The organism is Ignisphaera cupida (assembly GCF_030186535.1).
GTDB classification, from domain to species: Archaea; Thermoproteota; Thermoprotei_A; order Sulfolobales; family Ignisphaeraceae; genus Ignisphaera; species Ignisphaera cupida.
Window position 1 is genome coordinate 554,789 of sequence record NZ_JASNVW010000001.1, and the last position, 21,758, is coordinate 576,546.

At 35.6% G+C, this 21,758-nt stretch carries 19 protein-coding genes and 1 pseudogene; 10 read left to right on the forward strand and 10 right to left on the reverse strand.

Annotated elements, in window-relative coordinates; all coding sequences use genetic code 11:
• Positions 1-230: 230 nt before the first annotated feature.
• On the forward strand, positions 231-1,523 hold the full coding sequence (locus tag QPL79_RS03115) for a tRNA (N(6)-L-threonylcarbamoyladenosine(37)-C(2))-methylthiotransferase (RefSeq protein WP_285273317.1): 1,293 nt from the start codon (positions 231-233) through the stop codon (positions 1,521-1,523).
• Here QPL79_RS03115 and QPL79_RS03120 read toward each other — a convergent pair.
• Positions 1,520-3,739: a glycoside hydrolase family 3 C-terminal domain-containing protein gene (locus QPL79_RS03120; protein WP_285273318.1), complete on the reverse strand. Its 2,220-nt coding sequence runs from the start codon at positions 3,737-3,739 to the stop codon at positions 1,520-1,522. The two genes, QPL79_RS03115 and QPL79_RS03120, sit on opposite strands and share 4 nt — an antisense overlap.
• Before the next feature lie 154 nt (positions 3,740-3,893).
• Between QPL79_RS03120 and QPL79_RS03125 the strand changes: the two genes are divergently transcribed.
• Genes QPL79_RS03125 through QPL79_RS03140 form a run of 4 tightly spaced genes read left to right on the forward strand, consistent with a single transcriptional unit; the run spans position 3,894 to position 7,691 of the window.
• Positions 3,894-5,051, forward strand: coding sequence for an ABC transporter substrate-binding protein (locus QPL79_RS03125; RefSeq protein ID WP_285273319.1), 1,158 nt, complete (start codon positions 3,894-3,896; stop codon positions 5,049-5,051).
• Between the two features lie 2 nt (positions 5,052-5,053).
• Positions 5,054-6,094: a FecCD family ABC transporter permease gene (locus QPL79_RS03130; RefSeq protein WP_285273320.1), complete on the forward strand. Its 1,041-nt coding sequence runs from the start codon at positions 5,054-5,056 to the stop codon at positions 6,092-6,094.
• A complete protein-coding gene (locus QPL79_RS03135) occupies positions 6,091-6,867 on the forward strand; it encodes an ABC transporter ATP-binding protein (RefSeq protein WP_285273321.1) in 777 nt (258 codons plus the stop codon). Before QPL79_RS03130 ends, QPL79_RS03135 begins: the two co-directional genes overlap by 4 nt.
• A gap of 17 nt (positions 6,868-6,884) precedes the next feature.
• Complete coding sequence (locus QPL79_RS03140) at positions 6,885-7,691, forward strand: radical SAM protein (RefSeq protein ID WP_285273322.1); 807 nt, start codon at positions 6,885-6,887, stop codon at positions 7,689-7,691.
• Between the two features lie 42 nt (positions 7,692-7,733).
• Here the strand turns inward: QPL79_RS03140 and QPL79_RS03145 are convergent, their stop codons facing one another.
• The gene (locus QPL79_RS03145) at positions 7,734-8,558 is read right to left on the reverse strand and encodes an SAM hydrolase/SAM-dependent halogenase family protein (protein ID WP_285273323.1); all 825 of its coding nucleotides are present in this window, start codon (positions 8,556-8,558) and stop codon (positions 7,734-7,736) included.
• Positions 8,559-8,570: 12 nt separating this feature from the next.
• Positions 8,571-9,146 (reverse strand): stage II sporulation protein M, encoded by a 576-nt coding sequence (locus QPL79_RS03150; RefSeq protein ID WP_285273324.1) that lies wholly within the window; start codon positions 9,144-9,146, stop codon positions 8,571-8,573.
• A 51-nt stretch (positions 9,147-9,197) separates the two neighbouring features.
• Here QPL79_RS03150 and QPL79_RS03155 point away from each other — a divergent pair, with 51 nt between their 5' ends.
• Positions 9,198-9,533, forward strand: a complete 336-nt coding sequence (locus tag QPL79_RS03155; RefSeq protein ID WP_285273325.1) for a hypothetical protein — start codon at positions 9,198-9,200, stop codon at positions 9,531-9,533.
• Here QPL79_RS03155 and QPL79_RS03160 read toward each other — a convergent pair.
• A complete protein-coding gene (locus QPL79_RS03160; protein WP_285273326.1) occupies positions 9,530-9,931 on the reverse strand; it encodes a nascent polypeptide-associated complex protein in 402 nt (133 codons plus the stop codon). The two genes, QPL79_RS03155 and QPL79_RS03160, sit on opposite strands and share 4 nt — an antisense overlap.
• 80 nt (positions 9,932-10,011) lie before the next feature.
• On the opposite strand from QPL79_RS03160, the gene QPL79_RS03165 reads away from it, so the two are divergent.
• On the forward strand, positions 10,012-11,292 hold the full coding sequence (locus QPL79_RS03165) for an MBL fold metallo-hydrolase (protein WP_285273327.1): 1,281 nt from the start codon (positions 10,012-10,014) through the stop codon (positions 11,290-11,292).
• A 16-nt stretch (positions 11,293-11,308) separates the two neighbouring features.
• Here the strand turns inward: QPL79_RS03165 and QPL79_RS03170 are convergent, their stop codons facing one another.
• Positions 11,309-12,166 carry a D-aminoacyl-tRNA deacylase gene (locus QPL79_RS03170; RefSeq protein WP_285273328.1) on the reverse strand — a complete coding sequence of 286 codons (858 nt, stop codon included), beginning with the start codon at positions 12,164-12,166 and terminating at the stop codon, positions 11,309-11,311.
• Between the two features lie 102 nt (positions 12,167-12,268).
• On the opposite strand from QPL79_RS03170, the gene QPL79_RS03175 reads away from it, so the two are divergent.
• Positions 12,269-12,910 carry a competence protein CoiA family protein gene (locus QPL79_RS03175; RefSeq protein WP_285273329.1) on the forward strand — a complete coding sequence of 214 codons (642 nt, stop codon included), beginning with the start codon at positions 12,269-12,271 and terminating at the stop codon, positions 12,908-12,910.
• Here the strand turns inward: QPL79_RS03175 and ilvD are convergent.
• From ilvD to QPL79_RS03200, 5 genes and pseudogenes are all read right to left on the reverse strand, one after another.
• Positions 12,893-14,566, reverse strand: coding sequence for a dihydroxy-acid dehydratase (gene ilvD, locus QPL79_RS03180; RefSeq protein WP_285273330.1), 1,674 nt, complete (start codon positions 14,564-14,566; stop codon positions 12,893-12,895). The two genes, QPL79_RS03175 and ilvD, sit on opposite strands and share 18 nt — an antisense overlap.
• 6 nt (positions 14,567-14,572) lie before the next feature.
• Positions 14,573-16,111: pseudogene (gene cimA, locus QPL79_RS03185) on the reverse strand (citramalate synthase); the annotation flags it as partial.
• 106 nt (positions 16,112-16,217) lie between these two features.
• Positions 16,218-17,207 carry a ketol-acid reductoisomerase gene (gene ilvC, locus QPL79_RS03190; protein ID WP_285273331.1) on the reverse strand — a complete coding sequence of 330 codons (990 nt, stop codon included), beginning with the start codon at positions 17,205-17,207 and terminating at the stop codon, positions 16,218-16,220.
• Positions 17,200-17,556, reverse strand: coding sequence for an ACT domain-containing protein (locus tag QPL79_RS03195; protein WP_285273332.1), 357 nt, complete (start codon positions 17,554-17,556; stop codon positions 17,200-17,202). The genes ilvC and QPL79_RS03195 overlap by 8 nt, the downstream gene beginning before the upstream one ends.
• A complete protein-coding gene (locus tag QPL79_RS03200; protein ID WP_350309072.1) occupies positions 17,534-19,267 on the reverse strand; it encodes an acetolactate synthase large subunit in 1,734 nt (577 codons plus the stop codon). The genes QPL79_RS03195 and QPL79_RS03200 overlap by 23 nt, the downstream gene beginning before the upstream one ends.
• Positions 19,268-19,561: 294 nt before the next feature.
• On the opposite strand from QPL79_RS03200, the gene QPL79_RS03205 reads away from it, so the two are divergent.
• Together QPL79_RS03205 and QPL79_RS03210 are read left to right on the forward strand one after the other, a co-directional pair.
• The gene (locus tag QPL79_RS03205) at positions 19,562-20,752 is read left to right on the forward strand and encodes a 2-isopropylmalate synthase (protein WP_285273334.1); all 1,191 of its coding nucleotides are present in this window, start codon (positions 19,562-19,564) and stop codon (positions 20,750-20,752) included.
• Positions 20,745-21,758 (forward strand): isocitrate/isopropylmalate dehydrogenase family protein, encoded by a 1,014-nt coding sequence (locus tag QPL79_RS03210; RefSeq protein WP_285273335.1) that lies wholly within the window; start codon positions 20,745-20,747, stop codon positions 21,756-21,758. The genes QPL79_RS03205 and QPL79_RS03210 overlap by 8 nt, the downstream gene beginning before the upstream one ends.

Here is a 21,758-nt window from a genome sequence, read left to right on the forward strand (position 1 = left end):
CATGCTAAATAAGCTAATTTTTTTCATTTACACAAATAATGCAAATAAGCAACACAGAAATATAAACTGCGATTTTCACAAAGAATGAAAATAAAACATTCTCGTGTTTTTAGTAGAAACAATGTTGTGAGCTAAAAGCTTTTATATTTAATTCAGTAATATAGTTGGTTGTATAAATGTTTGAGATGCGATGAAGAGTTTAAATGGGGATGGGTGTAGGAGTTTAGCAGATGGGGTTGAAAGGTAAAAGAATCTATATAGAAACTTATGGATGCACGTTAAATAAGGCTGACTCTGCTATAATGAAAACCATTCTAGTTGAGAGTGGATATGAGGTTGTTGATAATATTGAGGATGCAGATGTTATAGTGTTGAATACCTGTGTTGTTAGGTACGATACTGAGTCGAGAATGTTTTCAAGAATTGAGGAGCTAAAGAAGCTGAATAAGAAGGTTATTGTTGCTGGATGTCTTGCTAGAGTTTTTCCTGCTAAAGTTAGAAAGATTTTTCCACAAGCATCTCTTATAGTGCCTCAAAGTATTAATAGAATTGTTGAAGCTGTAGAGTCTTCGGAACCAGTAATGCTTTTTGATGAGTTTAAAGAGTTTAGTGTTTTGCCTAGAGTTGTTGAAGGTGTTACAGCCTCTATTCCTGTTGCTGAGGGTTGTTTAGATGAGTGTTCTTTTTGCATAGTGAAGGTTGCTAGACCTCATTTGAAGAGTGTGCCAATAGAAAAAGTTGTTAATGTTTTTAAAGATGTAATTAGTAGAGGGGCTATAGAAGTAGAGATTACTGCACAAGATCTTAGCGTTTATGGCTATGATCTATACGGCAAATATGCATTGCCTGAGCTGTTAAACTCTATTCTTAGTGTTGAAGGAGATTACATGATTAGATTAGGACAGATGAATCCAAGACACCTAATAAATTACTTAGATGAAATTATAGAGATTCTTAAAGATCCTCGCGTCTATAAGCATCTCCACATACCTGTGCAAAGTGGTGATAACAAAGTTTTGAAGCTTATGAACAGAGGATACACAGTTGAAGATTTTATAAGCATTGTTAATGAGGTTAGAAAAAAGATAGAGGGTGTGCATATAGCAACAGATATTATTGTTGGTCATCCAGGAGAAGATGAAACTGCTTTTATGGAGAGCATCAAACTCATTACTGAATATAGCATAGACAGAGTTCACATTGCAAGATATTCCCCAAGACCATTCACAAAATCATCTCTAATGCCCCAGTTACCAGATCCTGTAAAGAAGAGTAGAAGTAGCTACATAGAATCAGTGTACGAGAAAGTGGCACTAGAAATAAATAGAGAATATGTAGGGTCTAGAGCAAAGGTTGTGATAACAGAGGTAGATAGGGTTAGGAACAAGGCAATTGGTAGGTTATTTAATTATAGACCTGTTGTGTTGGATGTTGGGGGAGAGTATCTAGGTAAAAAAGCTGTTGTTGAAATAAATGATGCTACTTTCTTTGATTTAAGAGGTAGGCTATTGCATATTCTCTAGCTGCATTGTATCTGTTTCCAGCTTGTGTTATAGCAATAATCTTTATCTATTTCAACAGTTTTAACAAGTCTTATATCTCTAGATGAACTACCAACTCTAATCTCATAAACTCCTTTCTCAACAACCCACTTACTTCCATCAAAACTAGCCAAGTACTTCAAAGGTATGTTTATCTTTACATTCTCTTCTTCGTCAGGATTCAAAGCCCTTGTCTTGTAAAATCCCTTGAGTTCTTGGAATGGCTTCTCAATTCTACCTCTAGGAGCTCTGACATAAACCTGTACAACCTCCTTACCAACATACTTCCCAACATTCCTAATCTTTAAACTCACCACTAATGTATTATCATAAACTTTAACATCTAGATCCTTGTAATCAAATTTTGTATAGCTTAATCCATAGCCAAACTCATAGGCTGGCTCAACAGAGAATGTGTCATAGTATCTATAACCAACATATATTCCCTCCTCATAAACAACTTTCTTTGGATCATCTCTTGGTTCTCCAGGAAATGATCTCATAGCAGGTGTTTCATAGAGATCCTTAGGCCATGTTAAAGGCAGTTTACCGCTGGGACTGACCTTCCCTAGCAACACATCAGCAACAGCTCTTCCAGCTTCTTGCCCAGGCATCCAAATAACCATGATAGCGTCTACAAGATCTCTCCAACTAGCAATTTCAATAGGACTTGGAACATTGAGTAAAACAATAACTTTTTTGCCATACTTGTGAAATGCTTTTGAAACTCTTTGAATAAGATCATATTCATCATCCCTTAGATAGAAGTCTCCCTTTACTGGATATCTATCAAATCCTTCGCCAGAAACTCTGGATATGGTTATTAATGCAACATCATTTCTTCTTGCAATCTCATCTAGGGTGGTGTCATCAAAGATGTTTTCCTGTATATTCATAATTTTGAAGTATTCTATCATAGTCTCAACATAGTCTGATAAAAGCCACTGTATAGCTCCTTGATCACCTGATTGCAACGCAGATTCTCTGAATCGTCTAAACAAGGATGTTATTTCGCCAAGCTCAAAGAAGGGAAGCATTAAGCCTCTATACATCTTCTCCAGTTTCTCATCCACCTTCACACCTCTTTCTTTAAGCCCATCAACTATAGATATTGTGTAGCGTGGGTGTGTAAAACCACTTCCTAAACCACCTCTAGCTGTTAGATAAGATCCCTTGCCAAATACAGCAACCTTACTATCCTGTGGCAGTGGCAGAACATCATTGTTTTTAAGAAGAACAAAACCCTCTATTGCAGCTTCATAAGCTACTTTAGCATGTTCATCAAGATTAGGCTTATTTGAGTGTTTATAGCCCTTGAATTTCAAACTCTTAGTAACAAGCTCTAAAACCTTCAATACTCTCTTATTTATTATCTCCTCACTTAACTCTCCTTTTCTATAGGCTTCAATAAGAGTCTTAACAATATTGTCATTACCAGGCATTATTATGTCTACCCCAGCTTTGATTTGCTCAATAGGATTGTCTCCAGCACCCCAATCAGTCATTACAAGACCATCAAAACCCCAATCATCTCTTAAAACCTTTGTCAAAAGCCACTCATTCTGTGTACAGTACTTACCATTTAATTTGTTGTACGCAGCCATTATAGCCCATGGTCTCGACTTCTCAACGGCTATTTCAAATGCTCTTAAATAAATCTCTCTTAAAGCTCTCTCAGGTGCTACAACATCTATATACATTCTGCCAGTTTCTTGATCATTAGCAACAAAATGTTTTAAGGTGGCACCTACACCAACAGATTGAACACCCCTAACATAAGCTGCTGCCATCTCACCTGCAAGTAGCGGATCTTCAGAGAAATACTCAAAGTTTCTACCACAAAGCGGTATTCTATGCATGTTAAGACCTGGTGAAAGCATTATATCAACTCCATACTCCTTAGCCTCCTCACCTATGGCTTTCCCAACCCTCTCAACAACATCTAAATTCCAAGTAGATGAAAGAAGAATCTCATTAGGAAATGCAGTAGCATAAAACGTTTCCTTAACACCAAATCTAAGAGGATGAATTCTCACACCAGCGGGGCCATCACTCATAACAATAGATGGTATACCCAATCGCTCAACAGCTCTAGACTCGCCAGCAGCTCCAGGAACTATTTTTGAAAATCCTGCACCAACAAGTAAGGAAATCCTCTCCTCAATACTTAGTTTATTCAAAAGCTCTTTAACATCCATATTCAACCCCCTAGCAAGACAACTAAGCCAGCTCTTTATAAATCTATTTGACTATTTTCATTATAATGTTTTCATTTTAAATTTGAATTTGACATTATGAACCAATAAACTTTTAAACTGAAGCTAAAAACTAATATATGGCTAGGGTATCCACATGGAGATTAAGACAATAGCTCTAATTGTCATTGCATTGATAATTGGTATTGCAATAGGCTATACTCCAATAGCATTCATGCCAAAAACACTAGAAACAATAACAATACCTGTTTACGAAACTGTTACTTACCGTGAAACAGTGGTTACAACAGTAACGCAAGTGCAACAAACTACCGTATCTTTGTCTTGGCCTAGAAAAGTTGTTGATGCACTTGGCAGAGAAATAACCTTTGATGCTCCACCTCAAAGAGTTGTTTCAACTATTCCAAGCATAACAGAGAACTTATTTGCTTTAGGTGTTGGCACTAAGGTTATTGGTGTAGATCAGTATTCGAATTATCCACCAGAAGTGTTGGATCTAATTAACAAAGGTAGTATAGCTGTTGTTGGAAAACCATGGACATTGGATATTGAGAAAATAGCTGCTTTAAAACCTGATATAGTGTTTATGTGTAGAGGGGTTAAACCACAGGAAACTCAATTTGCTCCCAAGCTAGAGGAAATGGGTATAAAAACATTTTTCCTAACATGCGACACTGCAAAAGATCAATATGATATATATAAGGATTTGAGATTACTTGGTCAAATATTTGGAGTTGAGCAAAAGGCTGAAGAGGTTATTAGTAACATAGACAAGAAAATATCTTCAATTATAAACAAACTCGTCAATGTTTCTAGACCTAGGGTTTTGCAACTTGCAGGGCCACCATCGTGGGGGTTGTGGAGTGCTGGTGGAGACACATTCATAGGCTGGTTGATTAAAACAGCTGGTGGAAGCAACATAGCCTCTACATATAGTGGATGGCCGCAGCTAAGCTACGAATATATATTGTCTAAAGACCCGGAGGTGATAATAATAACTGCTCATGATGTTGATGCGAAATCTGTGTATAAGGAGGTGTCTTCAAGTCCATTAGTAAATACAACAGCTTGGAAGAAAGGTAGAGTTTATCTTTTAACTGGTGAAGCTGATGATGTTTTAAGTAGGCCAGGACCCAGAATAGCCGAGGCTCTTGAGATACTTGCAAAGATTATACATCCAGAAATATTTGGTGAAATTACAAGATCTGATGTAACCAATATTGTATCTATGAGTTTTAGCTTAATTGATGTAAGTGGTTTTATAAATATAGAGATAAAGGCTGTGGTTGTTTAACAATGGCATTTGAGCTATACAAGAGAAAAATAAAATACTTTTTTGTTTCATTATTTACACTTTTAATTCTTGCTATAATCATAATAGTAATTTCATTGTCTGTAGGTCCAGCAATGCTTAATCCAAAAGATGTTTTCAAGGCTATTTTCCTAAAGAGCTTTTATTCAGATGTTGACCCAACTATTTATTCAATTTCGATGCTTAGACTATCCAGAACAATGGCTTCATTCTTCTGTGGTGCTGCACTTTCCTTGGCAGGGTTACTTATGCAAACTATTACGAGAAACCCTCTTGCAGATCCATATATATTTGGATTGTCATCAACAGCCTTAACATCAATTGCCATAGCAGTCATAGTTTCTCCATCATTTGCTGTTTACAGGTATAACTTAGTTTTAGTTGCTTTCATAGGCGCTTTGACAGGGTATGTAATTACAGTTTCATTAGCTAAACTCGCTGGTGGGGATAGCCTAGCACTTGTTTTAGCGGGTGTAGCAGTAGCTTCACTGTTTTCAGGTGTTTCACACATTCTTCTATATGTTGTTCAAAACATTATCAGAACACCTTATGTATATTTCCTCATGGGATCTACAAGCACAGTATTGCTTAAGGATCTCAATTTCCTATTCTATCCAACACTATTGTTATTGCTTATCGCGATAGTATTTTTTAAGCCATTGAATGCATATCTATATGGAGATGACTATGCAAAGCAGCTTGGATTCAATCCAAAGAGAATAATATTTATAGCAGCAACAATAGCCTCTATACTAACAGCTATTACTGTTGCCTTCATAGGTATTGTTGGCTTTATAGGTCTTGCAGCTCCACACATAGCAAGATTTTTCGTAGGATCTGATCATAGATTTTCAATCCCAATAACTACTCTTGTTGGAGGTATAATAACAACTATTGCTGACATTGTTGTAAGGTTAATATCAATGTTTGCAAGAGGTATTGGAGAGCTCCCCCTAGGTGTTATAACATCAGTTATTGGAGCTCCTTTTCTAGCATATCTAATCATTAGAAGGTCGAGAGCATGAAAATAGTGATTAGTGGTGTTGAGGTTTGGTACAACTCTGTCAAAGCACTTGATGAAGTATCAGCAGAGATAGAGTCAGGTGAAATGGTATTTGTTATAGGTCCTAATGGTGCTGGAAAAACAACTCTTTTAAAAACAATAGCCTCTATTGTTAAACCAAGTAAAGGTGTGATTTATATAGATGGAAAAACACTATCGGAAATTCCTCAACGTGAAATAGGTAAAATAATAGCCTTTGTTGATCCACATATTTCAAGATCTATACCATCAACAGTATTCGAGTTTTTACTAACAGCTAGATATCCACATCAAAACACCTTTAGCATTTCACAATCACCTCAAGATGTAGAAATTATTGACTCTATTGCTAAACAATTCAACATAACCCATTTACTTAATCGTAGATTAGACCAGTTAAGTAGTGGTGAATTGCAAAGGGTTTTAATAGCTAGAGCTATGGTGCAACAACCTAAGATTCTTTTACTTGATGAGCCTTCAGCTTTTCTAGATCTTAGACATAGACTAGAAACTTTGAGGTATGTTAAAAATGTTGTAAAAACTAATGATATTACATGTTTAGTGGCCATACATGATATATACCTGGCATCGCTTTACGCTGACAAAGTTGTAATAATGAGCAGAGGGTCTATAATCGCTTTTGGAACTCCTGACGAGGTTTTGAAAAAAGAAATTCTTGAAAAGGTTTACAACGTGAGAATTGCTTATGTAGATGTTAATGGAAGAAAAGTAATAATCCCAATAGAACCAATATAGCATAGAGTTGAGCATTAATGAGAACATTAATTTATCACATAACGTATTATGATTATGACAAGTCAGTTTATATACAATTTGCTGGATGCAATTTAAGATGTTTGGGTTGTATAAGGAATAGATATGGATGGGATCATCACTTAGAAGACACAGTTATGGAAAATCTAACTACATTAAAACAAGTAAATACATTAACCATTGAGGAACTTAGAAATATCTTAACAAACACAAAGGCGATGCTTGGACTCAAAAAAGCTGTTCTTGGTGGTGGAGAACCAACTCACGATCCAAGCTTCTGTGAAGTTATGGAAGTTTTGAAGAGTCTTGATTTAGACATATCGATTTTGACAAACGGCTATATCATTGATAAGGTGCTGAGGTGCATACCTACTAATACAGTGATAGAGCTTAGCATAAAAAGTATTTATCCAGATAAGTACAGGTTTTATACCGGTGGTGGAGATTTATATAGGGTTTTGAAAAATTTTGAAATAATTATTGATGGTGAACGAAGAGTTCTGGTAGAAACAATTTTGATACCAGATTTTAATGAAGCTAAAGATATTGAGAAACTTGCTATACATGTCGCTTCATATAACAGGGAAATACCAATGATAATAGATGAATACATACCCATTCCCACAGCACCGTGGAGAAGACCAACAGAGGCTGAGCTTGAAACAGCGTATAAACTTGCTTCAAAGCATTTAAAACACGTTACTGTGAGAAGTAGCTATGAGAAATTTGGTACAAGTAAGAAGTTAGGTAATGTAATTTCTCTTTACCCAGAATTGTTAAGATATGAAACCTCAAATATCAATTGAAATTCCTAACTCTAAAACCTTTGAATTGAATTCAAAATTTTGCTAAACTTCCTTGCATATCTTCACAGTATCTCTTTTATTCACTTTGAGAATATCTTTTGCAGAACCCTTATTTATAGCCAGTTCTGCGAGTTGAAAGCTGTTCTCATATAGTACAAGCTCTCCCTCTCTAGCTAATGAAAATACTTCTCTTACAACAGCTTCAAATCTTGCATTATTTGTATATACATATAACCTATCTCCGATGTCTAATCCCAGCGCTTTTGCCACATCATTAAACATGTTTGATAACATTATGTTACCGAATTTATCTATGTGTATTGCCTTGAGCTCTATACATTTTGAATTTATTTTCTTTATATAGAGCATTGCTTCAAGTTCTTTAATGCTATCAATAGGTTGTAATGAGCCAAAAGATTCTGGGGGTGTTCCACAGGCTAACCAAGCTGCAACAGGCATGAAAATGTCTCTACCGTGAAACGACCTGGAAACAGGTTTTCTGAAGTAGATCTCGTTTTCAAGTTTAATAACAGCCTCAATACCATCATTTTTAGCGGCTAGAGTTAAAACACCGTTGTCAGGTCCAATGAAATAATAGTTTCTTGTGACAATTAGAATAGGTCTTCTAGCACTACCAACACCAGGATCTACAACAACAACAAATATTGTGCCAACTGGATAATATTTATACACCATAAACAAAGCTAATGCTGCATAGTCTATGTCAAAACTTGGAATTTCATGTGTTATATCAACAATTTTTATCTTTGGACATATATCAAGTGCTACACCCTTCATAGCACCAACATAAGGATCTATATAGCCAAAGTCAGTGATTAAGGCGATTACTCCACACGAAGTTTTCAATGCCAATAACACCTACAGACTACTAGATGCAAGTACTCTCATTAAAGTTGCTTCTATAAATGCTGCTATGAATAGTAACGCCATTGAAAAAACTACTAGGAAAAGAAAGTATCTCACTTTCTCTTTATTTATCTCCTTCTTAAGCATAGATATTGCGAGTTTCATAGAAGCTACCAATGATAGTGAATAGGAGAAGAACTCGATGTAAAAATGTGGCATTAAGAAAAGTAGTGCGAGAAAGTATACCAAATCATTGAAAATATTTGCTTTACTGCTTTGAAGCCCCACATAAACTCTTAGAGCCCAAGCTGTTGAAAGAATCATTGTTGGATACATTACAATATTCAAAAAGGGAATTGAGATCATGATATTAACTTGTGCATTATTGCTAAATATTGCTAAAAGAATTGCCAAAAAATTGGTTTCCCTAGCTATGCTCTCCATCTTCTTGACTTCATCCCTTATGGTGTCAACAAATTGCTGAGGAACATCTATAAAGAGTGTTGCCACTGAGAAAAATATGATAGAAAATACTAGAACAGCACCAATAAGTGGAAGATCATTTACAAACATTTTGAGAATACTCATCATCTTCACTTTTCCAATTAATTTAAAACGAGACAAAGTTTATATATTGTTATGAGTGGCACCTATAAAGAGAAGATGAGAATATTTATAGATTTTTGCTTAAAAAATATAGAGAAATATAATATTGATCAAAGAGAGTTCTACTATATTTGGAGATATATTGTAATAGAGCTAGGTGAAATAATAAGAATTTGCAACGCTGATGATGTGTTGAGAAACAGTTGTAAAGAAATTGACTTGAGTTATCTACATACTATAGTAAATAGGCTTTTGTATGCACAATACTCATCTATAAGTAATGAAGAGATCATTGCATTATTGCAAAAATTATGTAAATGTATTAAAGATAGTTGGATTGGCATAGAGAGAAAACTAGAGATTTGCTAAGATTTCCTAGTAGTTCTTGATTGCCCAATTTCAATAGCTTTAGCTATGTCTCCTTTTGCTTCTATCAACAACTTTTTAGCTTCTTCAACCCCAATACCCAGATACTCCGCAACAAATTGAATATCCTCACTCGACATATTTACATTAACTACTTCTACTTGTTTCATTGTTTGAACAGTCTCTGTAGATAGCTCCTCCTCTCTAATGTTGCCAGCTATATAAAACATTTTCTGTCCTCCAAATTCCATCACCATAACTTCTGGATTTTCTATAACAATCCTCTTGTCTTGAAGCTCTATCACAGCTTTTTGAACATTTTGAAGATGATCTATTTTAATACCCATTCTCTTAAGTTGCTTCAACTGTTTTTGAAGCTCTCTAGGATTAGTTACAAACATTTTTCTCTCCTCATAATACTTAAAATAGAGAGTAAATATATCCTCGCTTAAGTATTTTTCAGAATTAAAGTGAGAAATAGATGAAATTAGAGATATTAGTACTTGGCAGTGGTAGAGAAGTTGGAAGAGCAGCTATAGCCATTAAAAGAAATAGCGATCAACAATACCTGTTATTTGACTATGGTATAAACTTTGACTTAGAAGATAAACCAGTGCTGCCTTTACCCATTTCACCAAATAAGATAAGAGCTTTATTTATATCACATGCACACTTAGATCATATTGGTGCAGCTCCACTATTCTACATATCATCACACCCATCGATATATTCAACACTTCTAACAGCATTGCTAAGTAAAATAATGATATCTGATATGTTAAGACTTTCTGGATATTATTTACCATTTGAGTATTTGGAGCTTGATACAATGATTAATAGCATTAAGACTCTTTCTTATGGAGCTCAAATTGAAATAGATGACAAGATTGTTAACGTTTTTAGTGCTGGGCATATACCTGGAAGTGCAATGTATCGTGTAGAGTTTAGAGATGGAACTTCAGTGATTTATACAGGTGATGTAAACACAATTGATACAAGAATTGTGAAAGGGGCTACCTTAAATGGGTTAGAAGCAGATGTTCTTGTTATGGAATCAACATATGGTCTCTATAACCATCCCATTAGAGAAAGAGTTGAGGAATCGTTTATAGAAACAGTGAAGAGTGTTGTAGAAGATGGTGGAATAGCTCTTGTACCAGCATTTTCTCTTGGAAGAGCACAAGAAATACTTGCTCTTTTAGCAGATAGAATGCCTCATGCAAATGTTTACTATGATGGAATGTCGAGAGAAATTTTAGAACTTTTTCTGCAATTCAAGGAATATATAAACAATTACCAGCTTTTGGAAAAAGCTGCAAAACTGTTTACACCTGTTAAAGGCTCTGATATGCGTAAACAAATATGTAAAGAAGGTGGGAGTGTAATAGTGTCACCAGCTGGAATGTTAAAAGGAGGACCTGCACAATACTATGTAAAAAGACTTTATAACGATTCCAAGAACGCAATAATTCTTGTAAGTTACCAAGCACCATCAACACCTGGAAGAAGATTATTAACAGATGGTGTACTTGATGATTCTGGAACAAGAGTTAAGGCAAAGGTTTACTGGTTTGATTTTTCAAGCCATGCAGGATCAAATAATCTTGTTGAACTTGCTAAAAGTGTTAGAAACCTTAAGAAAGTTATTTTAATTCATGGAAGCGAGGATGCTGCCTTCACACTTGGCTATAGAATAAAGGAGGCTGCAGGAGCAGATTTTGAAGTGCCCAAAACGGGAGATTCGATAATTATAGAGGTTTAGAGAACCAAAAATAGTGTTAAATAACAATGTATTCTAAACCATATTGCTTCGTAACATCAATTATTGCATTTCTTAATTCGCTTCTCATTTTCTCAATAACAACAATCTCAGCTTGAGGAGTATTCTCAATAGCCATTTTAGCAATAAACTTTAAATCATTTATTCCAAGCTCTCTAATAACGTAATTTGGTATCATATGCCCATAGCACTCATTTTTCTCCAAAGCTCTCTTCGTAAATAACGGAGCATAATGTGAACCTCCAAATCCAATAGCAATTTTACATGGTTTGCTACTACCTAGAGAATAATACTTTTTAATGCTACTCCTAATAGCGTTTGAAATAGTCTCTTGAGCTATTGGATCCCTCCATTCATTCTCACTGCTTCCAATCTCAACAAAAAGTATTGGCACCTTTTTTACTGTAGGCCCATGATGTGTAGCTTCATAGCTTACATAAAATTTTGAGATTTTATCATAACTTTTTCTTGCAATATAAAGATCTTGTAGAATAAGCCACATTACAACTGGATTTGAAAGTGACAACGACATTGGATCTCCACCAAAGTCATTTCTTCTCCACGGATTACCAGTGACATGAACAGTTAAGCAAGGAATTTTAGACTCGGATTCATGTCGTGAAGGAACAATAATCATGTCGAAATCTTTTAACATATCAAGATGTTTTAAGTAAAGAACCTCTTCGTTAAAACCAAGAAGAGCATATTCAACTCCTTCTAATATACATTTCTCGTATTTTTCTACTTGAAAATCTCTAGCACTAAGCTCTATACAACTGACGTTATTGTAAATAAGTTTATTGACAATACCAACAGCTGCTACATCTCTAAATGTATATACTATGGCTATTTTCATTGAAGTCACTTTGCATATACAGTTAAATAAACATAAATTTAAAAATTTGATATACTGCTAATGAGGTAAAGCATTTAATAATCCAAAAGATGATGATTTGCCATGAATTATCTAGAAACAGCCTCCAATTCTTTAACAAGTCTCTTACACTATGCAACTAGGCTAGGATTTTCATTGGAATCACAATATGTTGCAAAGGCTATAAGAATGTTAAAAGATAAAGGTGTTTCACTTGCGCATTTAATGGCTGAACTGCTTCTTTGTAAATATTTAAGTGAAAAAAACTTTTCATGTGATATAGAGTTCACCATTGGTGATATGAAATGCGATGTTTATGCAAAAATAGATAATGTAGATACTTGTATAGAGATAATTTACTACACATTACCACTAGAAACAATTGACAAATGGAGTAATATATTAGTATCAATTCATTTGAAAAAACTCATAAAAATGTCTAAGAATAAAATAATGTTTGCTGCGTTTGCTTATCCACTTGGACTTATTCCTTTGATACCACCAAAATTATTGGATAATTATACAAAAGAGGTGATAGTTCAGCTATCTCTTAAGTACATGTTAGATGAGGATGTAATAGCAGAAGCTAGAGAACTGAATTTTGTTACCTCAATAAGTAAGATATATATATTTGATCTGTATGCGGCAAAGGTAGAGGAGGTTTTGCCGAGCACTATAAAAAATCTCTTACTGTTCTATGAATCAATATTAAGAGCTAGTATCTGACACCTTGAATATAGCACCAGTATTAGCAGATGTAACAAGTTTTGAATATCTATAGAGATAACCACCCAATTTCCTCTCTAGTGGTTTAAATGTAGCAAGTCTTTCTCTAAGCTCCTCTTCTGATATAAGCAAATCAATTCTCTTTCTTTTCAGATCAATTCTTATTCTATCACCATTTCTAACAACTCCTATAGGCCCACCCTCAGCTGCTTCTGGAGATACATGCCCAATTGCAATACCTCTTGTAGCACCAGAAAATCTGCCATCAGTAACAAGTGCAACATCTCTATCTAAACCCATTCCAACAAGAGCTGATGTTGCTGTAAGCATTTCTCTCATGCCAGGACCTCCTTTAGGACCCTCATATCTTATTATAACAACATCTCCTTTCATAATTTCCCCATTTAGAATAGCTTTAACAGCATCTTCTTCACAATCAAATACCTTTGCATTCCCCTCAAACAAGTAGAGCTCTTCTGGTACTGCAGAAGCCTTTATAACAGCTCCCTTTGGTGCTAAATTCCCTTTGAGAATTAAAATTCCTCCTCTATTCATATACGGATTCTCAACAGGTCTTACAACATCTGTTCGCCTATTGATAGCTGCTGATATTATCTCTCTTACCGTTTTTAGCGAAACTGTTATTCTATCTAAATGTATTAGTCCTTTCTTTGAAAGCTCTTTCATAACAACAGGTACTCCACCAGCTTCGTGAAGATCCTGTATATGATAAGGACCAGCTGGACTTAACTTGGCAATTGTAGGAGTTTTTTCGCTAATTTCATCAAAATCATCTAGTGAAAGTTCAACTCCAGCTTCATTAGCTATTGCCATTAAATGCAAAACAGTGTTTGTAGAACCTCCCAAAGCCATGTCAACTGCTATAGCATCTAAAAATGCTTCTCTAGTTAAGATCTTTCTAGCAGTAATTCCTCTTTTAACAAGTTCCACTATCATCATACCTGTGTACTTAGCTATTCTAATTCTCTCTGCAGAAACTGCTAAAGCCGTTCCATTACCAGGAAGAGATATTCCCATGGCTTCAGAAAGAACATTAAGAGTATTTGCTGTGAACATACCTGCACATGATCCTACACCAGGACAAGCAACATTTTCTAACTCAATTAGATCTTCATATGATGTTTTACCACTTTTATAAGCACCAATAGCCTCGAAAACATCATGCAAATCAACATCTTTACCTTTATACCTTCCAGCAAGCATAGGACCGCCGGAAATGAAAATCGCTGGTATATCAAGTCTTGCTGCAGCCATGAGCATACCCGGTATAATTTTATCGCATGAAGCTATTAAAACGATGCCATCGAATTGATAAGCCTTTGCCATAATTTCTATTGAATCCGCTATAACCTCTCTAGATGGTAAGGAATACTTCATACCTTCATGACCCATTGCAATTCCATCACAAAGACCAATTGTATTAAATTCTAGCGGCGTTCCACCAGCAATTCTAATACCAGCTTTAGCAGCTTCAGCAATTTCTCTCAAATGCTTATGCCCTGGTATTAACTCATTCCATGAATTTGCAATACCTATAATCGGTTTTGATAATTCCTCATCTGTTAGCCCAAGAGCTTTATAGAGACATCTATGAGGAGCTCTTTCAATACCCTCTATAGTAATTCTGCTTCTCAAGTATCATCACCCTCTTAAACCAAATGTTTTATTATTAAATTTCATAGACTTTAAAATATTGTAGTATTCTAATCCATCTATAACTGCTTTTGCAATTGCATCAAATATATTGAGAGATACTGCCTGTGTAGACCAAGATAAATACTTATTGTTAAAACTTATAGTGACTCTAAACATTTTATCTTGTAACAATGAAATTTCAATGCTTATTTTGAGATCATTATCTATAGAATACGCTCTTTTAACGGAATCCAGCAAAGCATTAACCAAGGCATTTACAGGATCTATACCAACATCCTTACTCACAATATTATCAACATCAACAACAGCCACTGAAACACCCATAGAACTTGAAAATACAGTCCAGCTGAACTTATTTACGCCATTGCCTCCATAGCCAAGCTCCTTTAACGCAATTAGCACAGCTGATGCAGCAGCTTTATCAAATGTATAGCCTTGTTTCTCTAAATTCTTAATCTTCGCAATAATTCTCTTAATGCGATCATCCTTTTTATCTACATTAATTCCAAAGTCCTTTAAAATAGCAACAATATTTGCAGCCCCACCTAATTCAGAGATTATAAATTTTCTAGAGTTGCCTACAACTTCAGGATCTATATGTTCATAAGCTTTTGGATTCTTCAAAACAGCATCAACATGCACACCACCCTTATGTGCAAATGCAAATTCTCCTACATATGGTTGATAGGGATTCGGCAAAGTATTGGTTATTTTATATACAAGATTAGAAACATCTCTAAGTTTCTTCAAATTCTCATCATTTTTCAATACTCTAAACCCAAGTTTAAATCGTATAGATGGAATAACTTGAGTTAGATCAGCATTACCCGTTCTCTCACCAATTCCATTTATAGTTCCTTGCACATGTCTAGCACCTGCATAAACTCCAATTAGCGTATTGGCAACAGCACATCCACTATCATTATGCATATGAAGACCAACTACACTATTAACATTTTTAACAACATTTTTTACAATGTCGTATACCTCCCAAGGCATCATACCTCCATTTGTATCAGCAAGAACTAAAACCCTTGCACCAGCCTCTTCAGCAACTCTAATAACATTCATTGCGTATTCAGAGTCTTCTTTGAATCCTTGGAAGAAGTGTTCAGCATCAAATATTACTTCAATTCCATGTTTTCTCAAATAATCTATTGTATCGTATATCATTTCTAGATTCTCTTCTTTAGATGCTTTCAAAACCTCATATACATGAAGAGTCCATGCCTTTCCAAATATTACTGCTACCTCAACATCGGCTTTTATTATGGCTTCAACATTTTTATCTTGTGCTACATGAACATCCTTTTTTCGAGTACTTCCAAAAGCTGCTATCTTAGCATTTCTAAGCCCATATTTCTTTATTTCTTTAAAGAATTCCTCGTCCTTAGGATTTGACCCTGGCCAACCACCTTCTATGTAGTTAACACCTAGGTCATCAAGAGCTAATGCAATTCTTATTTTATCTTCAAGTGAAAATGATACTCCAGCTGCTTGAGAACCATCTCTTAGCGTCGTATCAAGTACTTCAACCTCGGATTTCTAAACCACCATTCACCCACACTCACCATAAAAATGTTTTTACATGTATTAAATGATTTAAGAAATATGTATTTTCTTAGGGTTTTTAAGCTTTTTTAAATATCATTTTTCTGATTTCATTGCCTACCTTCTCAATTAAACTGTTTCTTAATTCCTCTAACTCTTTATGCACAGTTGGCATACCATTTTCATATTCTTTAAGCCACTCCCTAGCAAATTCTCCATTTCTTATTCTCTCAAGGGCTTTAACCATATTCATTTTCACATGATCATCTATTATCGTTTTCCCAACCGTTATACCACCATATTTTGCTGTATCAGAAACTGCTTTAAGCATATGAACAAGACCACCCTCATATATTAAATCAACTATAAGCTTTAACTCATTTAAAACCTCGAAATATGCCACCTCTGGCTGATATCCATTTTTAACTAATGTTTCAAAAGATGCCTTTATAAGCTCCATAACACCTCCAACTAAAATAACTTGTTCTCCAAATAAGTCAGTTTCTGTTTCCTCCTTAAATGTTGTTTCAATAACTCCTGCTCTAGCACATCCAAGGGCTTTTGCAATTGCTAGTGCCTTTTCAAAAGCAGACCCACTAACATTCTGATAAACAGCAACAAGTGCTGGGACTCCATAGCCTGACTCAAACATTCTTCTAACAATTGGTCCTGGTGCCTTAGGTGCAATCATATAAACATCGGAATCATGAGGAGGATCAATAAGTTTATAATGTATGTTAAATCCATGGGCGAAAACCATGTCTGCACCTCTCTTCATATATGGCTTTACACTATTAATCCAAAGATTTTTCTGAACCATGTCAGGAACTAGAAAAACTATTATGTCAGCATCTCTTACAGCATCCTTTGTAAAAAGCGGTTTGAAACCATCTTCCTCAGCTTTCTTCCAGCTTTCACCTTTTCTTTCAAGTCCTACAACAACATTCAATCCAGAGTCTCTTAAATTAAGTGCCCATGCCCTTCCCTGACTACCATAACCAAGTATAGCTATTTTCTTGTTCTTTACATAATCTATATTGATATCTTCATCTCTATATATCTTAGCCATTAACTACACCCCACGAATATTCCCTAACTTTTCTGGGTCTGGGAATATAAATAGTAAAGGTTTTATTGTCTTCGACTAGGCTTTTTTCAGTGATTTCCCCGTTGAATTCAAAAACTTTTTCAACACCAACAGTTTTACTTAGATTTAGCAAAGCCATGTAGAGATTTGGATGTTCTCTAACCATGAGATACAATTCGTAAATCCCACTATCATCAACTCTTCTCCCATAGATCCAATCAATGTCTATAAGAAGCTTCCTAAAATTTGCTACCACTCTCTCTATGAGACTGGCATCTATATAGTGACCAACAACCTTGATTATATGCCTAGCTACCTTCTCTTGGGTCATATACAATCATCTCTCTAAAGCTACCACCAGGAGGTAAAGTTGGAAGAGCCTTCTCATCTCTATTAACAGGTACTCTAATAACAGCTGGCACATTCTCCTTCATAGATTTCCTCAATGCAACCTCAATATCTTCATATGATTGAGCATCAAAACCTAGAGCACCAAATCCCTCCGCAATCTTTACAAAGTTTGTTGAAGGTCCAAGGTCAACAGCAATTATTCTTCTGTTAAAGAATAAATCTTGCACTTGTCTTACAAGACCTAAAGTTCTGTTGTCAAATACTATAGCTATTATTGGTATGTCTTCATCTACCGCTGTTCCAAGATTATTCATAGTCATTATGAAGGAGCCATCACCATCTAAATCAACAACAACCTTATCAGGTCTAGCAACCTTGGCTCCCATGGCTGCGGGCAAACCAAATCCCATTGTGCCCATGCCGCCAGATGTTAAAAATGTTCTTGGTTCAAAGGATTCCCAGAAAACCCCTGCCCACATCTGGTGAGCGCCTACACCAGTTGTTATTATAGCATCTCTTGGTATTGTATTTCTAATTGTTTTTAATATCTTCCACGGTTTCAGCCCTCTTCCATCATCATAGTAATATATTTGAGAGTAGTACTCTTTGTATTCTAATATTTTCCTAATCCATGCACTTCTGTCGCTCTTTAAACCAATTTCATGTACAGCTTTAATGAGTTCCTTCAACCCCTTCCTAACATCACTTATTATAAATGATTCTACAGGAAGTTGTACAGAAAGTCTCTGAACATCCGTAGGATCAATATTGATAAGAATAAGCTTCTTCTTTGTATCAAGAACATCCTTAATATTCGGAATTGTTCTATCACTTAATCTGGCACCTACAACAAGAACAACGTCAGCTTCCATAAATGCCTTGTTTGCTTCTGCCCTTCCATAATAACCCATCATGCCAATGTACAAAGGGTGATCATTTGGTATAGCTGATTTGCCAAGTAATGTAGAGACAATTGGCATTCTAAGCATTTCCGCAAGAGCTATAATCTCTTCTGAAGCTGGAGACCAAACAGCTCCTGCTCCTACAATCATTAAAGGTTTTTCAGCTTCAATCAAGAGTTTAGCTGCTTTCTTAACCATTATAGGATCTATAAACTCTGGAAACTCTCTATACCCTTTGAATGAAAAACCATTGTACCACTTGATTCTATCACTATCAACATCTTCATTAAATAAGTCTCTTGGAATATCAATCACAACAGGTCCTGGTCTTCCAGTTGTTGCTATATAAATGGCATTTCTAACCCATATGGGAATATCCTCAGCCTTTCTTATTTGTATAGCAAACTTCGTTATATTAGCTACAACCCCAGGTATATCAGCTTCTTGAAATGATAATTTGCCTAAGCTTGATCTTGTTACTTGACCAGTTATTGCAATGACAGGAGAACTATCCCAATAAGCAGTTGCAAGACCGGTTACAAGATTAAGTGCACCTGGTCCTGATGTAGCTGTGCAAAAACCTGGTTTTCCAGAGGCTCTTGCATAACCATCTGCTGCATGTGCTGCCCCCTGTTCATGTCTCATGATAATAACTCTTATGTCATTGTTTGCTACATATTCTACTAAAGCATCATAGAATGCCATGTTTGATAATCCAGGAATTCCAAAGATTACCTTCACACCCTCTCTCTTTAGAGTCTCAGCTAAAAGCACCGAGCCCTTCATAATACTCACCTTATCAGAATAAGCAAAAGATTCAACAACAGATTGCTATCTTTTCCATAACTCAATTTGCTGTTTCTGCTTTTGCTCTCCATAGACGAATTTGCATTGCTTAACTGACTTGGAGTTCCATCACCATCACCTAACCATATCTTAATACATTTATCTCAGGTACTTCTTATTTTGTGTATGAGCAGGTTTTTAAATTTTTTAGGTGCTTATACATGTTTAATTGTGCATAATAGCTTATATACCTGACTCAACACTTCTTAGCATTGGACAAAAGCCAAGCTTGGAGGTGTGTTTATTGCTCCAACTCAAAATAGTTTAGACTATATACAAAGAAAAAGTGAAAAGAGAGTTGTAAGACTATTGGATACAACATTAAGAGACGGAGAGCAAATGCCTGGAATTTCTCTAACATCACAGCAAAAACTTGAAATAGCGTTGGCTCTAAATGATTTAGGTGTTGATTCTATAGAGGCTGGTTTTCCAATTACTAGCAGAGGAGAGTTTGAAGCTGTAAAAAGAATTGCTAAAGAGATCAGAGGTTCAGAGGTTATAGCCTTGGCTAGAGCAAATAAACAAGATATTGATAAGGTTATCGAAGCTGAGGTGCCAGCTGTTCATACATTTATAGCCACATCTGAGCTGCATATGAAGTACAAGCTTAAGCTTAGCCCTGAGCAAGTTGTTGAAAAAGCTGTTTCAGCTGTTGAATATGCTAAAAGTCATGGTTTAGTAGTAGAGTTTAGTGCTGAAGATGCTACAAGATCTAATTTGCAGTTCCTAAGCAGGGTATTTCAAGCTGTTGTTAATGCAGGAGCAGATAGAATAGATATTGCAGATACTGTTGGAGTTGCATATCCAAGTTACATTGCCTTTATAACAACATATATTAGATCGTCTGTAAAAGGAAACTATCTACTAAGTGTTCACTGTCACAATGATTTTGGCATGGCCGTTGCAAACAGTGTTACAGCTATTGAGAATGGGGCTGACCAAGCTCATGTCACAGTTCTTGGGGTTGGTGAAAGAGCAGGAAATGCTGCATTAGAAGAAGTTGCAACCGCACTAGCATTCCTATATGGATATAAAGTCAAGATAGATTTTAGTAAAATAAACAAGGTTGCAAAACTTGTTTCATCATATTTCGGAATACAAATACCGCCAAACAAGGCTATTGTAGGTGCAAATGCATTTTCGCATGAGTCTGGTATTCATGTTCATGGTATATTAAGTTATCCTCTTACATATGAGCCTTTAGATCCTTCAATTGTTGGTGCAGAGAGAAGAATTGTTATAGGAAAGCATAGTGGACGACATGCAATTGAATATGTTATTAAACAGCTTGGATTAGAGCCTAGAGAAGAGGCTATAAAGAATATCTTGAATAAAGTAAAGGATTTAGCTGACCAAGGAATTAAAATTACATGGGAATTGATACTAAAACTTGTGAAAGAGGAATATGGGGATGTGAATAATGTATAGAGTAGCTATTATAGAAGGTGATGGAATAGGTCCTGAAGTTGTTAATGCTGCACTTCATGTTTTAAACAAGGTTGTTGCAAGATATGCACTTAATATAGAGTTCATAAAGGTTGAGGCAGGGGATGCTGCTGTTAAGAAGTATGGTGTTGCTGTTCCAGAAGATTCTTGGAGAATTATAAAATCATGTGATGTTATTCTAAAAGGTCCTGTAGGAGAATCTGCAGGTGATGTTGTTGTCAAAATTAGAAGAGGACTTGATTTATACGCAAATATAAGGCCTTCAAAAGCATTTCCTGGTGTAAAAGCTTTGAATCCAAATATTGACTTAGTTATTGTGAGAGAGAATACGGAGGATGTGTATGTAAGAGCAGAATATATTCTCCCGAATGACGTGTCTATTGCTATTCGTGTCATAAGTAAGAAGGCTTCCCAAAGAATAGCTAGAAAGGCATTTGAAATAGCTAGGAATAGAAGAAAGAAAGTTACAGTTGTGCATAAAGCTAATGTTTTAACCATAACAGATGGTCTTTTCAGATCCATGACATATGAAGTTAAAAAAGAGTATCCAGATGTCGATATAGATGAAATGTATATTGATGCTGCTGTAATGGACATTGTTAGAAAACCTGAGAGATTTGATGTTATTGTAACAACGAATCTGTATGGAGATATACTAAGCGATTTAGCAGCTTATGTATCTGGCAGTATAGGACTTGCCTCTTCAGCGAATATAGGTGATGAAAAAGCAATGTTTGAACCTATTCATGGTGCTGCATTTGATATTGCTGGTAAAGGTATTGCAAATCCCACGGCCATGATATTGTCAGCTGCTTGGATGCTTAAATGGCTTGGTGAAAAAAGCCATAGTGAAAGATATGTAGAGGCTGGTAAAAGCATAGAAAGAGCTGTTGAAATAACACTAGCAGAAGGGAAAAAACTCACACCTGATCTTGGAGGAAATGCAACAACAATTGAGTTTACTGAAGCAATTGCTTCAAAGATTTGA

Bases quoted from the DNA above. Each gene is read 5' to 3' on its own strand.
- QPL79_RS03115 (WP_285273317.1), top strand. From the start codon at position 231: ATGGGGTTGAAAGGTAAAAGAATCTATATAGAAACTTATGGATGCACG.
- QPL79_RS03120 (WP_285273318.1), bottom strand. From the start codon at position 3,739: ATGGATGTTAAAGAGCTTTTGAATAAACTAAGTATTGAGGAGAGGATT.
- QPL79_RS03125 (WP_285273319.1), top strand. From the start codon at position 3,894: ATGGAGATTAAGACAATAGCTCTAATTGTCATTGCATTGATAATTGGT.
- QPL79_RS03130 (WP_285273320.1), top strand. From the start codon at position 5,054: ATGGCATTTGAGCTATACAAGAGAAAAATAAAATACTTTTTTGTTTCA.
- QPL79_RS03135 (WP_285273321.1), top strand. From the start codon at position 6,091: ATGAAAATAGTGATTAGTGGTGTTGAGGTTTGGTACAACTCTGTCAAA.
- QPL79_RS03140 (WP_285273322.1), top strand. From the start codon at position 6,885: ATGAGAACATTAATTTATCACATAACGTATTATGATTATGACAAGTCA.
- QPL79_RS03150 (WP_285273324.1), bottom strand. From the start codon at position 9,146: ATGAGTATTCTCAAAATGTTTGTAAATGATCTTCCACTTATTGGTGCT.
- QPL79_RS03155 (WP_285273325.1), top strand. From the start codon at position 9,198: ATGAGTGGCACCTATAAAGAGAAGATGAGAATATTTATAGATTTTTGC.
- QPL79_RS03160 (WP_285273326.1), bottom strand. From the start codon at position 9,931: ATGTTTGTAACTAATCCTAGAGAGCTTCAAAAACAGTTGAAGCAACTT.
- QPL79_RS03165 (WP_285273327.1), top strand. From the start codon at position 10,012: ATGAAATTAGAGATATTAGTACTTGGCAGTGGTAGAGAAGTTGGAAGA.
- QPL79_RS03170 (WP_285273328.1), bottom strand. From the start codon at position 12,166: ATGAAAATAGCCATAGTATATACATTTAGAGATGTAGCAGCTGTTGGT.
- QPL79_RS03175 (WP_285273329.1), top strand. From the start codon at position 12,269: ATGAATTATCTAGAAACAGCCTCCAATTCTTTAACAAGTCTCTTACAC.
- ilvC (WP_285273331.1), bottom strand. From the start codon at position 17,207: ATGGCTAAGATATATAGAGATGAAGATATCAATATAGATTATGTAAAG.
- QPL79_RS03195 (WP_285273332.1), bottom strand. From the start codon at position 17,556: ATGACCCAAGAGAAGGTAGCTAGGCATATAATCAAGGTTGTTGGTCAC.
- QPL79_RS03210 (WP_285273335.1), top strand. From the start codon at position 20,745: ATGTATAGAGTAGCTATTATAGAAGGTGATGGAATAGGTCCTGAAGTT.